This is a genomic window from Blastococcus sp. CT_GayMR20, assembly GCF_004570345.1.
In genome coordinates, this window is sequence record NZ_SPQM01000031.1 from 1 (window position 1) to 13,419 (window position 13,419).

Annotated in this window: 13 protein-coding genes; 2 read left to right on the forward strand and 11 right to left on the reverse strand. The window is 68.5% G+C overall.

What is annotated here, in order from left to right:
* On the forward strand, positions 1–871 hold an 871-nt coding region (locus tag E4P40_RS09780; protein ID WP_135158447.1), incomplete at its 5' end, for a GGDEF domain-containing protein.
* 80 nt (positions 872–951) lie between these two features.
* Here E4P40_RS09780 and E4P40_RS09785 read toward each other — a convergent pair.
* From E4P40_RS09785 to E4P40_RS09800, 5 genes are all read right to left on the reverse strand, one after another.
* Positions 952–1,572, reverse strand: coding sequence for a hypothetical protein (locus E4P40_RS09785; RefSeq protein ID WP_135158448.1), 621 nt, complete (start codon positions 1,570–1,572; stop codon positions 952–954).
* A gap of 295 nt (positions 1,573–1,867) precedes the next feature.
* Positions 1,868–2,080, reverse strand: coding sequence for a hypothetical protein (locus tag E4P40_RS28015; RefSeq protein ID WP_167762170.1), 213 nt, complete (start codon positions 2,078–2,080; stop codon positions 1,868–1,870).
* Positions 2,081–2,154: 74 nt separating this feature from the next.
* Entirely contained in the window at positions 2,155–2,340 is a 186-nt protein-coding gene (locus E4P40_RS09790) for a hypothetical protein (protein WP_209305245.1), read from the reverse strand.
* A gap of 81 nt (positions 2,341–2,421) precedes the next feature.
* A protein-coding gene (locus E4P40_RS09795; protein WP_135158449.1) for an IS3 family transposase occupies positions 2,422–3,590 on the reverse strand; the annotation gives its coding sequence in 2 pieces (ribosomal slippage) (positions 2,422–3,293 and positions 3,293–3,590; 1,170 coding nt in all).
* Positions 3,591–3,657: 67 nt separating this feature from the next.
* A complete protein-coding gene (locus E4P40_RS09800; protein ID WP_135158450.1) occupies positions 3,658–3,876 on the reverse strand; it encodes a hypothetical protein in 219 nt (72 codons plus the stop codon).
* A 429-nt stretch (positions 3,877–4,305) separates the two neighbouring features.
* Here E4P40_RS09800 and E4P40_RS09805 point away from each other — a divergent pair, with 429 nt between their 5' ends.
* On the forward strand, positions 4,306–5,448 hold the full coding sequence (locus E4P40_RS09805; protein ID WP_135158451.1) for a site-specific integrase: 1,143 nt from the start codon (positions 4,306–4,308) through the stop codon (positions 5,446–5,448).
* A gap of 334 nt (positions 5,449–5,782) precedes the next feature.
* On the opposite strand, the gene E4P40_RS09810 is transcribed toward E4P40_RS09805, so the two are convergent.
* The 6 genes from E4P40_RS09810 to E4P40_RS09835 form a co-directional block, all read right to left on the reverse strand.
* Positions 5,783–7,027 carry a DUF4032 domain-containing protein gene (locus tag E4P40_RS09810; protein WP_135158452.1) on the reverse strand — a complete coding sequence of 415 codons (1,245 nt, stop codon included), beginning with the start codon at positions 7,025–7,027 and terminating at the stop codon, positions 5,783–5,785.
* A gap of 222 nt (positions 7,028–7,249) precedes the next feature.
* A complete protein-coding gene (locus tag E4P40_RS09815) occupies positions 7,250–7,498 on the reverse strand; it encodes a hypothetical protein (RefSeq protein WP_135158453.1) in 249 nt (82 codons plus the stop codon).
* A 150-nt stretch (positions 7,499–7,648) separates the two neighbouring features.
* Positions 7,649–8,611, reverse strand: a complete 963-nt coding sequence (locus E4P40_RS09820; protein ID WP_167762171.1) for a nucleotidyl transferase AbiEii/AbiGii toxin family protein — start codon at positions 8,609–8,611, stop codon at positions 7,649–7,651.
* Positions 8,608–9,660: a type IV toxin-antitoxin system AbiEi family antitoxin domain-containing protein gene (locus tag E4P40_RS09825; RefSeq protein WP_135158455.1), complete on the reverse strand. Its 1,053-nt coding sequence runs from the start codon at positions 9,658–9,660 to the stop codon at positions 8,608–8,610. Before E4P40_RS09825 ends, E4P40_RS09820 begins: the two co-directional genes overlap by 4 nt.
* 782 nt (positions 9,661–10,442) lie before the next feature.
* Positions 10,443–11,873, reverse strand: a complete 1,431-nt coding sequence (locus tag E4P40_RS09830; RefSeq protein WP_135158456.1) for a hypothetical protein — start codon at positions 11,871–11,873, stop codon at positions 10,443–10,445.
* A complete protein-coding gene (locus tag E4P40_RS09835) occupies positions 11,873–13,216 on the reverse strand; it encodes a DUF4365 domain-containing protein (protein WP_167762172.1) in 1,344 nt (447 codons plus the stop codon). Before E4P40_RS09835 ends, E4P40_RS09830 begins: the two co-directional genes overlap by 1 nt.
* Positions 13,217–13,419 lie beyond the last annotated feature (203 nt).

Here is a 13,419-nt window from a genome sequence, read left to right on the forward strand (position 1 = left end):
GGCGGACGCCGACCGGCTGGTCGCGTTCGCCGAGGAGAGCGGCGTGCCGACGACGAGGACGGGCGCTCCGGGCGGGACCGAGCTGGAGCGCTACGCCGCCCGGCACGGCCTCAAGGACGCCATGATGTCCGTGCTGAGCACCGAAGGCCGGGTGCAGGGTCTGCTCCTGGTGTCCGAGCGACTCGGCGACGTCGGCACGTTCGGCGGCTCCGACCTCTCGCTGCTGGAGACCTTCGCGCGGCACGTCGCGACGTCCCTGGACCGCGGCCGCCTCGAGACCGACCTCCGCCGGATCCTCGAGCTCCAGGAGGAGCTGCGGCACGCGGCGATGCACGACCCGCTCACCGAGCTGCCCAACCGGACGCTGTTCCTCGACCGCACCGAGAACGGCCTCAACCTGGCCGGCCGCAACGGTCAGTGGCCGGCGGTGCTCTACATCGACCTCGACGGCTTCAAGCCGGTCAACGACACGTACGGCCACCAGGCCGGCGACCTGCTCCTCAAGGTGTTCGCGCAGCGGCTCCACGAGGCCGTGCGCACCGCCGACACCGCGGCCCGCTTGGGAGGTGACGAGTTCGCCGTCCTGCTGCACGGCCCGATCGACGCCGAGGGCGTCGAGCAGGTGCTCGCCCGCATCCGCCTGCAGCTGGACCTGCCGATCGAGCTCGGTGCGGGCCGCTCGGCCAAGGTCGGCGCCAGCCTCGGCGTCTCCTTCGGCGGCCCCGACACCGACATCGACACGCTCATCCGCCGGGCCGACCTGGCGATGTACACCGCCAAGCGCAACGGGCGGGGCACGACGGTCTACTACGACCCCTCGCTGGAGACCGCGCCGGAGGACACGCAGCCGATCCTCGCCCCGGGTCGCTGACACCAGCACGATGACCCCGCCGCCCTCGAGGGGCAGCGGGGTCGACGTGTGCACGGGGCCGGGGCTCGGCCCCGGCGGTGTCAGGCGGCGCGGCGGACGACGTGCCCGCTGGCGCCGCCGAAGGGCTCGGCGGAGAAGCCGCGCACCATCAGGACGTCGGCGAGGGCGCGGTTCATCACCTGCTGGACCAGTGCGTCGGCCGTCGGTCCGTGCAGCTGGTCGACGCTCATCCGGTCGTGCTGGCGCCAGGTGACGACGATGCCGTTCAGCCCGGGCTCCGGGGTCAGGCAGGCGCCGCCGATCTCGCTGGCCGGGCCGTTCGCGTCGTGCAGCGTCAGACCCGCCTCGGTCAGGGCGCCGGCGACCTCGACCACCAGCGTGGTCAGCGGGTCGTCGTCGGACATGGACGTGTCCCAGTCGGCCAGCAGCCGGTCGAGCTGGTCGCCGAGATGCGCCAGCCATGACCAGTCCTGCGGTGACGGGCGGCGGCCCAGCGCACCGTCCGCTCGGCGGATCCCGAAGACCGGCCGGAGATCTCGCATCCCGCCGTGCTCGCGGGCGGCCGCCCAGCGGGCATCGGCGCGATCCCGATAGGGCCCGGCGACGATCTGGCCGGAGCCGTCGTCGTCCTCGGCGACCAACCACCAACCCTGGCCGACGGCGCCACCCAGGGCCACGCCGTCACTCGACACAGCACTCACGTACAACCACTCCTTGGAAAAGCGGCCAGCGCTGGGGAAGTGCGCCGGCCACCGCGCCCATCCGTGTGCGCGGTGTTGCCAGAAAGGTATGCGGTGACGACACCCGACACGGTGTGTCGCCGCGTCGCGGGACGCCGCGTTCCCGAATCGTTGCCAACGACCCCGATCGGGACGCTGACCTGCTCTTCGTCGTGCCCACTTGTCGACACGACCGAGCGTGCGTGGGCGTGAGAAGGCTCCGACGAGGCCGGTGACACCGGTGCGCGGGCGTGCCGTCGTCGACCGGTGAGCGCGGTCAGTCGTCGTCGCCGTCCGGCACCCAGCTGGTGTCGGGCTCCGGCGTCATGGGCTCGTCCCGCCGGTGGTGCCTCAGCGTGGGGGCGACCACCACCAGACCGGCCACGAGGACGAGTACGCCCGCCGGCACGCCGGCGGCGGCCAGCACGAACCCGACGACGCACACGACACCGCCTGATCCCGCGATCAGCCATCGGCGACCGGCATGCACGGCGTCGTCCTACCAGCTGCCGCCGTCGGAGTCACTGCGCCGGTCACTTTTGCACCGAGACCGCGGCGCAGGCCTCAGCCCGGGCCGTCGGGATGGACGCGGTCGTAGGCGCCGGAGACCTTCTTGGGGACGACCATGCGCCACGCGTCGACGACGAGCTCGCGGGCCTTGGTCGGGTCCAGTCCCGCCAGGTCTGCGTGGACCCAGTTGAACCGCATGTCCGACTCCGACGGCAGCTGGAACGTGCGCGGCTCGCTCACGACGAGCGCCGCCCGCTCCTCCTTGGGGAACGCGAAGCCGGGACTGCCCAGGGTCTGGTTGACCCGGTCGGGTAGGTGGAGTCAGGCCGCGTCAGCGGCCTGGGTCAGTGTCTCGAACTCGATGGGGGTCATGCGTCCGAGGGCGTCTTGGCGCCGGCGGCGGTGATAGGTCCTCTCGATCCAGATGACGATCGCCAGCCGGAGTTCGGCTCGGGTCTGCCACCGTCGGCGGTTGAGGACGTTCTTCTGCAGCAGGCTGAAGAAGGACTCCATGGCGGCGTTGTCCGCACACGCTCCGACTCGGCCCATCGAGCCGCGCAGTTGCGCGTCGCGCAGCGCTCGGACGTAGGCGTGGGAGCGGAATTGGCTGCCGCGGTCCGAATGCATGATCGCCTCGACCGGGCCGCGCAGTGCGACGGCGTTGTGCAGCGCGGTGACGGCCAGCTCCGAGGTCATCCGGGCGTCGATGGAGTAGCCGACGATCCGCTTGGAGCAGGCGTCCTTGACGGCGCAGAGGTAGAGCTTGCCCTCGGCGGTGGGGTGTTCGGTGATGTCGGTCAGCCACAGCTGGTTCGGCTGCTCGGCGGTGAACTCCCGCCGCACCAGGTCCTCGTGCACCGGTGGTCCGGGCTTGCGGTTCAGGCCGCGCTTGCGGGAGTGGACCGACCACAGCCGCTGCGAGGTGCAGAGTCGGTTGACCCGGTTGCGCGAGGCCCGCACGCCCTGGCCCGCGAGCTCGTCGGTGATGAACCGGTAGCCGAACTCGGGATCGTCGTGGTGGATGTCGACCGCGGCGTTGATCAGGTGCGCGTCGTCCCAGTCCCGCCAGCAGACCGGGTCGGCTCTCCACTTGTAGAAGGCCTGCTTGGAGAAGCCCAGCACCCGGCAGGTCACCGTGACGGGGATGCCGTCGTCGGCCAGGTCGAGGACCAGCGGGTACATCATTTTGGGAGCACGTCGCGGGCGAAGTAGGCCGTCGCCCGGCGGAGGATTTCGTTCTCCTGCTCCAGCTGCTTGGTGCGCTTGCGCAGCTCACGGTTCTCCGCCTCGAGGTCACCGCCCGCGCCGGCGGCAGCGGTCGACGCGGCTGCGCCGGACAGACCGTCCTCGCGGTCGGCGATCTTCAGCCACCGGGCGAGACAGGACTCAGAGACCCCGAAGCTTCGGGCGACCTGCGCGATCGACTGGTCACCCTTGCGGGCCACCGCGACCACGTCAGCCCGGAACTCCTTCGGGAACGGCTTGGGCACGATGCTGATCCTTCCAGCGAGGCCGCAGCCTCACAGGCAAGGAGTCAACCGAACCGGGGGCAGTCCCTCAGAACGGGTGGCGCTGCAGGGCGTACCGGAAGCCGAGGAACGCGGGGATCAGGAGAAGGGTCATGACGACAAGCAGCCAACCGATGAAGGCATCGCCCGCAGCGAAGAAGTAGACGGCAGCCCCGATGCCAAAGGGGGCAATAACGACGCAGCCCCATCCGTACCAACGGAGCAGTCTCTGGCTGGCGCTCGGACGGCTCGCCGGTTCGCTCTCCACGTCCTCATCCTGCCGACGGAGAAAATTGGCGCGCCGCTAAGACCACGAAAGTTGATCCGATCGAAGTACCTAGGCGGGCGACGTAGACCGGTGTCCCTTAGTGGGTCGCTTAGGGCGGCCCGCCGACGGCCATGCCCGGTCAAGCAAGCTCAGAGCGGGGGATAAGCGGGGGATGCGGTCGGCAGCAGAATGTCTTTGGTGAGTCATTTACCCAGCAAAGCCCAGGTCAGAGACATAGTTTGGTGGGCCCCGTGGGGATCGAACCCACAACCCGCGGATTAGGAGTCCCGACTTACCCCTGCGAACCGCCAGACACTCCTACCGACCTTTGAACAGTCAGTTCTCTCTGCGTGCTGTCCGCTAGAGCACTGTCCACACTCTTACTAACCCTTGATTCCGGTGAGTAAAATGGGGCTAAGATGTGGCGGCATGGGACGCCCCCCACTCGCCCTCGGCACCTCCGGCGCCATCCGCTGCTACCGGACCGACACCGGTTACCGGGCCCGCGCGCTGACCCGGGACTACGACGGCCGAGTCCGGGCCGTCGAGCGGCGCGGGATGACCAAGACAGCCGCCGAGGGAGCTCTGAAGCTGGCCCTGCGGGACCGCGCCCGGATCTCGGCGAGTGGCCACATCACCGCCGACAGCCGGGTGTCGTCGCTGGCCGACGCCTGGTACGCCGGTCTGACCGACCTGTCACCGCGCACCACGGAGGCATACCGTGATCGGCTCGACAAGCAGATCCTCCCGGGCCTGGGACAGCTGCGGATCCGCGAACTGAGCATCGGTGTTCTGGACCGACACCTGCGGCTGATCACCGAGAAGCACGGGATGGCCACCGCCCGGATGTGCCGCTCGGTGCTTTCTGGCATGTGCACGCTGGCCGCCCGCCACGACGCCCTGCAGCACAACCCCGTCCGAGCCCTGGGCCCGCTGAGCAGCAAGACCAGGAAGGCGCCGCGGGCGTTGACCGTGCCGCAGCTGCGCCACCTCCGGGCGGCCCTCACTTACGACGACCGGGCTATCGCACGGGACCTCCCCGACCTCGTGGGTTTCCTGATGGCGACCGGCCTGCGTATCGGAGAGGCTTGCGCCCTCGACTGGGACGCTGTGGATCTGGAGGCCGGATCCGTCGAGGTACGGGCGACGGCCGTCCGGGTTCGCGGCCGGGGCCTCGTCATCAAGGCGACCAAGACCGACGCCGGTGCCCGGACGCTGGTGCTGCCCGGCTGGTGCGTGGCGATGCTCCGTGACCGCGCCGCCTGCATCAACTCATCCGAAAGTGACCACGGGGGTCGCCCGGTGTTTCCCGCGCCCCTAGGTGGCTGGCGGGACCCCTCCAACACCCAGGCCGACCTGCGGGACGCGTTCACCACCGCAGGCCTCGACTGGGTGACGTCCCACGTCTTCCGCAAGACCGTGGCCACGCTCATGGACCAAGCCGGCCTCTCCTCCCGGGCGGCGGCCGATCAGCTCGGCCATGCGAACACCTCCATGACCACCGACGTGTACTTCGGCAGGAAAGTCGCGGCCACAGGCGCAGCCGCTGTGCTGGAAGGACTCGGCACGTAGTGGGGAAGAGCTCGGTGGTCGGCGACCTCACCGAGCCGCTGAACTCCTCGGCGCGTCCGCGGTTGCTGACACTGCAGCCGCACGGAGGGATCCCTCACACCGATCAGAGGGTCGTCGCAGAGACGAAGCCGACGCTGTCGAGCTCGAGGTCGACCCGATGCCGCTCTTGACCCGGCCGATGACCGCCAAGAGAGCTGCCGAAGGCGCAGGGTCAGACGCAGCTTCGTACCGGATGGCCAGGACTACGGGATTGACCTCCCGAACGAGAGCGCTGCGGAGTTGCGCTCGGCGCAGTGCCGGCATTGGCCACCACGCACTCGGGCCCGCCGGCACTTCATCGAGCACCTGGCTGGTGCCGCCTGGCGATGACTGAGGCCGTTGTGACCTCCTCTGGGATCTTGGACAGGACACTGTCGAAGTAGGAGCGCGCCGCCGTCACGGTTCCCACGTCGCGCCCGGCGCGTTCGGAGAGCAGCCAGCGGTGTTCGAGCACTTCGTGGAACACCTCGGCCGGTTCAAGCCGGCCGACCAACTGTGGCGGGATTGCGTCGATGACGGGCTGGTACACCTCGGCCAGCCAGCGATGTCCGGCGACGGTGTCGGTTATCGGCCCGTCGGCCTCTTCGAGGTAGGCACGGAAACCACGAAGGTCGTTGAGCAGTCGGCGAGCCTGTCGTTCTTGCACCTCAAGGCCGGTGAGCCGGAACAGTTCCCGGCGGTTGTGGCCGGGTTCGGCGACGCGGGTCCCGACCCGCAGTTTGACCTTGCCGTCGGGCAGGGTGACGAGCTCGACCTCACCCACGTCGAAGCCGAGGTCGTTGAGTCGTTGCAGCCGCTCGGCTATCCGGAAGCGCTGTTCCTCCCGACAGAAGACCTCCTCTCGGGTCACTTCCTCCCACAGCGCCTCGTACCGAGGCGGGAGGCTGTCGGCCACATCGATCGGGTCGATCTGCTCAGGGAGGAGTTCACCGGCTTGCAGGTCGAGCAGCTCGCCCCCTACCCGTTCTCGGGCTAGGTCCACGTCGTAGCTGCGCTGCCCGTGGGAGAGCTCGGGATGGCGTTCGGCTGTTTCGGCGTCGACCAGGTAGGCGGCCAGCGTGCCGGCGTCCAGCCGGAAAAGGGTGTTGGACAGGGAACAGTCTCCCCAGAAGACCCCGGCGAGGTGCAGCCGGACGAGCAGGACGACGAGGGTGTCGATCAACTGCGGGACGGAGTGGTGACCTGCGGGCCGCGAGAACAGGTACCGGTAGGACATCGAGTATTCGAGGTACCTCGTGACCAGGATGGCGTCCTGCCCGTTGGGGCGGTCCACACAGATGCCCAGCACCGGGACAGCCGGCAGTCCTTCCTCCTGAAACTGGCTCAGCAATGCGTACTCGCGCCGAGCGAGTGGCTCGCTGATCTCCTTGAGCGCGAAGACGCCGCCTTCTTGGGCGACGAACCGGACGACGTGCCGGGAAAGCCCGCGCTGTGGCACCTCAAGCACGAGGCCCGGATCCCACCTGGCCAGGGGCAAGTGCCACGGGAGTTCGAGCAAGCCTGCACCATCGGTCGCGGGCGGCCGGAACACAAACCGCATCAGGAGCTCCGTCGATCCCACAGCGGGAGCCCCTGGGGGTGGGCTCCAGGAGCGGCGATCATACGGCCCTCGACCTGGGCCTCCAGGAGGACGACGAGGCCAGCCCCACGGACGGGAGTGCCCAGATAGGGCACGCGGCGTGGACTGCCCGAGAGGGACGGAGGCCAGCCCAAGCGCCGTGACCGACGCCGCGAAAAGCCTGGCGTCGTACCGTTCGGCTCGTCACCCAGTCCGCTGGTCCTCGCCCGACAAGGGCGAGACGCGTTGAGCAACCACGGGGCCAATGATTCTGGTTCGGATCGGGACGCCGTCGATTTGTGGCGGAAGGCGCATGCCTTCCGCCGACAGGTTCACTTGAACGCCGTACCCGTCACCATGCCGCACGATGCCGACGCCGGTGACGTCCTCGCGGCCCTGCAGCCTCGCGACGAGCTTGTCGCGCACCCTTCTTGCTGCCTCCAGCGAAATCATGCTTCACCCCCAACATGGCCTGAGCAGACAGGGCTACCCCAGATCTGGACGGTGCATGGGTCGACAGCTCGAACAGAGGTGCAGCGTGTTTGTGCGTACCCACTGGAGGTGCCAGGTGCTTCGTACGACGTTCTTGCCTCCGAGGCTGCCTCACACCGCGGTTTCCGGTGGGCTCGACGCCGACGTGCGGTGGGACCGGCTGTGGTCAGCTGCGCCGGTGGTCCACTCTTGATTGTCTGGGTCCCAATAGTGGCCGGCCACCTGTCCGGCAAGCGCCGGGTCGATGCATCGGGCCACCGTTTCGAGCGCGTTGGCGAGCGATTGTAGATCCTTCGGGACCATGGTGGGCCGGGCCACCTTGGGATAGCCGGCAGTCCACGTGCTGTCTGGTGAGACGAGGGCGATCGGCAGCGTGAGGCCCCGGCGCCGAGCTTCCTGAGCAAGCGCCTCGGACAGTTGATCGCCGTCCAAGGCGAACTCCCGCGTGATCAGGACCAGGTCGACGAGATCGCGGAACCGCGTAGATGCGATCTGTTGGGGGCCGTGCCGCTCGTACATGGCGCAGACTTTGTCGGCGACCTGGTCGACGAGCGGATAGAGGGTGAACTCGGGCAGCGGCGCGACGTCGGGAACCTCGATGACCGGGGTGGGTCGATGACGTTCGACCTCGGCCACGAATGCCAGTTCGGTGGACAGGTCGATGGGAAAACGGCCGAACTGGGTAGCTCCGAGGTAGGCGGTCACTCGAATCTGCGCGCCGTTGACGGTGCCGGTCATGGCGACGGGGTCACTGAGCACGAAGCGGAATGGATCGCCGGCGTCGATCGCGGCCAGTCGACGGAGGTCATCGGCGGCCGCTTCGAGTGTCTGGGTTCGGTGGAGCAGGTCGATGTCCTGACTGTGGCGGGCTCCTGGCAGCCGGGCGAGCAGACCCGTGCCGCCTTTGAGGATCCAGGGGCTGTCCGGATCGGCGAAGACCCGAGCGAGGAACCGTTGCAGGAGATACTCGCGTTCGAGCTCGTTGAACGGCCGTCCCGATGACTTGGCGCGGGCCTTCAGCCGGTCGCGGAGGGACGTCTTGAAGGCGGTGGGGGTTTCGGGTGGGTTGGTCACGCGTTTTCGGGTTCTCCGTTGTCGCTGCCGGTAGCGGCGTTGTCGGGGTGCTGTGTCGCGTGGTTCGCGTCGGTAGGGGCCGCGGCTTTTGGATCTGCCGGCCGGGGTTTCGGTCGGGTCGGCCGCTGGGGTGTGAGGCTGGATGTGAGTTGCTGGGCGAGGGTGCGTTGCAGGTTCTCAGCGACGGGCGCGAGGGCGGCCGCCGCGACCTGCTGAAGGTTGGCTGCGACGGGAGCGAGCGCTTCGGCGGCTGCCTGACTCAGCGACGTGGTGTCCAGCGCGGCGAGAGCGTCTTGGAGGGCGGCCGTCGTCGAGGGGCGAAGGGCGTCCGCCAGTGCTTGCTGTACCGCCGTGAGGTTCGGCCGTGGAGGGTCGAGCAGCTCCCCCACTCTGCGGGTATTCGCCGGCACGCCGGCCTGGTGCAGCAGCTGTCGAAGGAGCTGGTCGCCTTGTCCGGGCCCCGCGCCATAGCGGCGCGCGAACGGCGCGAGAACAGTGGCAACTTGGTCGACGTCGGTGTGCTTGGTCGTGACGGCGTCTCGAACGACTCCGGCGAGGTGGCCGCCATCGACGCCGCTGCGCGCGAGGTCGCCGATGGTGATCGGCACGGTGGTCACCGGCAGGCCGTCTACGACGGTCCACTGATCCGGGGTGAGGTGGCGACGATGCAGCGTGATTTGCGGATCCCGGGTCTGCTTGCGGCTGGGCAGACTGAACTCGAAGGCGTCGGCTTCAAGGTCGCCGAGCTGGTGGAGGTCGGCGGCCGAACGATGAGACACCACAGCGACGGCAGAGTCGCCGAGTCGCTGATCGATGGAGAGGTGGGGTGCCAGACTGAGCCAGGCGGCCTTGAGCTCGGTCCGGGAATCGATGGGCGCGCCAGCCAGGCGGTAGACGCCATGACGCAGTCGTTCTAGGGCTCCTTGGCTTGTCAGTCGGGCCAGCTGCTGGACCGTGACGCCAGCTTGACGGGCTTGTGTTGCCGTGACCAGACCCCACTGGGCGCTTGCGAGATCGCTCAGCAGGTTCAGCTCGTTCAGCGCCGTCATACTGCGAAAGTAGCACTTAGAGGTTACTTTTGCAGTATCTACCGCTAGTTTCGCAGTATCGCCGGGCTCTGGCGTCGCAGGAACGTGAGCCTCGACGAGGCAGTCGCTCAGCGCCGACCACGGAGGACGTCCACCGTCCCATCCTTGATCAATGACCCATCGGATGCGGCGTTGGTATGAGGCTGCAAGGCAGCGCCCAGCCCGGCCTCGAAGTCGTCGCGGGCGTCGGCGGCGATCCGACCGGGGGGAAGGCGGAGTACAGGTGACCGACCACGTAGCCCTCGTCCACGCGCTCGGCGAACCGGCGTCTGTGCACCTCGACGTGCCATGAATCCCCCCGTTCGAGCCCATGGCGGCTCGCGCAGCGTCCGGTCGTCGGTACGGCAGGTTGCGGTGATCGGGCCGAACCATTGCTCAAGGTAGGCACGCTGTGCTCGGGCCCAGTCCCGCTCCCCTAGCCAAATCGGGCGGCCGTGGGTGATGGACGCGACGCCTCCGCCGGGGCGTAGCAGGCGCCTGGCCGCAGCGAACATCGCAGCGGCGTCCATCCAGTGCAGCGCGTTGGCGACCGCGAAGCACTCGCGGGACAGTCGTCCCTGCTCAGCGAGCCTGCAGTGCGCCTTCGGGGGTGTTCGTCAGCCACCCGGTGTGGAGTTCGCACCCAGGCGCTGCGGAGTGGTTCGGCGGTGAGTCCTCGTTGAGGGCGGTAGGCCTCGTGTCAGTGTCGGCTGTGGGCGCACCGTCTCATGCCCAGCGGGGAGAAGACCGTCAGCCGGCCGGGGCTACATGTAGTAGGCGTAGCGGGGTTGTGGCCGGATGTCGTCGGGAGTGTGGCGGAGGATCTCGCCGACCTGCTCGGCGGTCCGCAGCGTGATCGGTCGCTTGCCGTCGAGTTGGGTCTGGTTCCAGTTCATCTTGGTCAGTGCCAGCAGTTCGCTGGCGAGAGTCTCCGGGCTGGATTCGCTCTCGATCGTGCGGAAGGGCAGCGGAGCCGGGATGTACATCCCGGGATAGGTGCCGTAGGAGGGCACGCTGCCGCGCGTGTACAGCAGGTGCCTGGTCGCCGAGAGGCTGAGCATGGTGCCGCGCAGCGGGGGGTGTTCCCCGAACCGGAACAGTCGGACCGGTTCGCTTGAGGGCAGCCACAACAGTTCCAGCACGGAGAGGTCGGCGGCGTCGGCGGCGTCGCTGAACCCGTCAATCTCGGCCCACGTGTAGGAGGAGGTCTTGTGTAGAACGACGCGGGCCGGCTGGGTGTGGTGTTCGGCCTTATAGCGCTTGAGCGAGTTGCTGAGCAGCCGCTGGGCGTCGTCCCCGGTCAGGTGGGGCTGTCGGTCGTCCTTGCTGACTCGGACAGGGCCGCCTCGGATGATGACGCCGTCGCCGCGCTGGTTGAAGACCTGGGCGACGCTGGTGTGCAGGGTGGCGCCGTCGTTGGTCTTGTAGAAGGAGACACCGACGTAGCAACTGGTCAAAGCGCTCGGGTCGCGGGGTAGCCGCCAGGGCACGCCGCCGGCCTTGTAGTAGAGGGCGGTGTGCAGGTTCCAGGCGCGGGTGGCTTCGTCCTGCTGCCGGCGTTCGCCGTCAGCGTCGGGGTCTTTGAACGTCGGATCCCAGGTGCTGCGCCGGATGATCTGCAGCGGTCGGCTGAATCGCATGGCTTCGGCCTTCAGCAGCGCTCGGAAGTTCTCGGGGCTCGCGGACTTTGCCTTGCGCCACGGTCGGCGTTCGTCGACTTGGGCGTTGGTTCGTTCGGGCAGGTGGTCGGGTCGGGCGATGAGGACGACGTCGCAGCCGGGTTCTTCGTCGAGGGTGGTGAGTTCTTCCAGGTAGAGGTCGACCGCGTCGCGGGTGGCCACATCGGGGGGTTGCTCGGTGAGGCGGCGTAGTGACCGTTCCCGGATCGGGCGTTCCAGGCGGCTGTCGAATACGAGAGTGGAGCGGAATCCGGTGGTGGTGTCGAAGCCAGGGAATGGCAGGTAGAAGCGGGTGAGGCGGCTGTCTTTGGCGGCGAGGGGTTGACGGCAGCGGTCGAGCCACCGGCGCAGTCCGTCGATGTTGGCTTCGCTGCCGACGACGCCGACCCGGATGGTTCGGACGTGTTGCTGGTGGGCGTCTGCGGGGCCGTAGTCGGTGATGCCGTGCCGCGGATCTAGGTGGCGGGCGCCTCCGAAGAACTCCAGGTCCGGTTCGGGCAGGTAGGTCAGGCGCATCAGACCTCGTCAAACAACGACAGCGCGTCCTCGGTCGCCGGTGCACCGTCTGCGATGGCGGCGGCTGGGGGCGGGGAGGGAGGGGTGCGGTGGTCCGTGAGCCAGTCGGCGTCGTCGATGCCGACCTCCGAGTGAAACGACAGCAGCGGGCCAAAGTCGAGCAGTCGGGTGGTGTCCTGGTCGAGGAGGGTGCGTTCATCGCGGAGGTAGGCGGCCCACATGCGGACGTGACCGAGCACTGCAAGGTTGCGGTCCAGCCGTTTCAAGCCGGCCAGGAGGTCGGCTATGAACCGGGAGTCCGCGTGGCCGTCACGGGTGTAGTGGGCCTCGGGGGTGAGGGCGCACAGCCACTCCTCGTCGATGTGCAGGAACTGCCAGCGCAGAGCGGCGTGCTTGTAGTAGGAGACCTTGCCGGTGCGCTTGCTGTGCTTGGCGTGGAAAACCAGCCGGGGCTGCCCAGTTCCTCCCACGATCTTGCGACTGGCTAGATCTGGGGTCGCCGAGAAATAGATGAGGTCCCGGCCCGCGTGGTAGGCGCAGTCACCGGCGACGTCGTGGATGAGCGTGCGGTTCAGCAGCCGAACCAGATTGCGTTCGCTGACCGGGTCGGTCCCCCATTCCCCCATCCCGATGGGCTCCGGCGTCCGGGTGACCGCCCGCGAGAGGGCGGTGTCGGTGGGGTCGATGAAGGTGAACAGCCTTCCGTCATGCAGTGTCCAGTCCAGCCGCGTCGCCGCTGCGGGCTCGGCGCGCATGGCTTGGTAGACCTCGCCAGGGGTGGACGCACCGGTCGGCGAGACGTAGATCGTCTGCGGGATCGTCACGGGGAGCAGGTTGGCGAGCAGCACCTCGGGGCGTTGTTCGGCCGTCACGAGGCGCGCGTCGGCGTGCGGGTCGGCGAGGGACAGCAGCCGGGGTGCGGCCGTCGCATCGAACCGTTGCGTGGCCTTGTCGAAGTCGATCCGGCCGGACGCGCGGCGTACCGGGTCGGAGAACCAGGCCTGGACGTGGGCCCACCACGCCTCTTCTCGCTCCGGATGTGAGCAGATCAGGAGCACGGGCGCCTCGGCCCGCATCCAGTAGTCGATGTCGCGCTGTTCGCAGGTGTAGTGGAACGACCGGTCGTTCTCCCCGGGGAACGGTCGAGCGCTGGCCTTGCTCTGCACCAGCAGATGGCGGTTGCTCATGGCCCCGGTGCTGGGGTCTCGGATCTCGATGGTCCCGTCGATGCCCGCGTCGACCGCGCGGTCATGCCACACAAACCCGATCTGGCTCGTGCGTAGGTGGATGAGTGCAACCCCGGCGTCCCCGCGGTGGGTGCTGACATCGATCCTCTTGGCCATCACGAGGACGGTACGTCGCCCCGCCGACAGAAACGCGGATGCAGCGGGGCGGCGGCGTCTCCATGGCGCCATTGAAGCGGCGCCAAGCGGCCGGCCGGAGTCTCTGCGCGTGGGGCGAGAGACAGCGGCTCTTGATTGGCCAGATGCAAGTGGGCCCGCCACCGTGAGGCGCTGGTCGTGACCATGTCCGCCCGGGGGCCGAG

Bases quoted from the DNA above. Each gene is read 5' to 3' on its own strand.
- E4P40_RS09835 (WP_167762172.1), bottom strand. From the start codon at position 13,216: ATGGCCAAGAGGATCGATGTCAGCACCCACCGCGGGGACGCCGGGGTT.
- E4P40_RS09830 (WP_135158456.1), bottom strand. From the start codon at position 11,873: ATGCGCCTGACCTACCTGCCCGAACCGGACCTGGAGTTCTTCGGAGGC.
- E4P40_RS09810 (WP_135158452.1), bottom strand. From the start codon at position 7,027: ATGCGGTTTGTGTTCCGGCCGCCCGCGACCGATGGTGCAGGCTTGCTC.
- E4P40_RS09815 (WP_135158453.1), bottom strand. From the start codon at position 7,498: ATGATTTCGCTGGAGGCAGCAAGAAGGGTGCGCGACAAGCTCGTCGCG.
- E4P40_RS09825 (WP_135158455.1), bottom strand. From the start codon at position 9,660: ATGACGGCGCTGAACGAGCTGAACCTGCTGAGCGATCTCGCAAGCGCC.
- E4P40_RS09805 (WP_135158451.1), top strand. From the start codon at position 4,306: ATGGGACGCCCCCCACTCGCCCTCGGCACCTCCGGCGCCATCCGCTGC.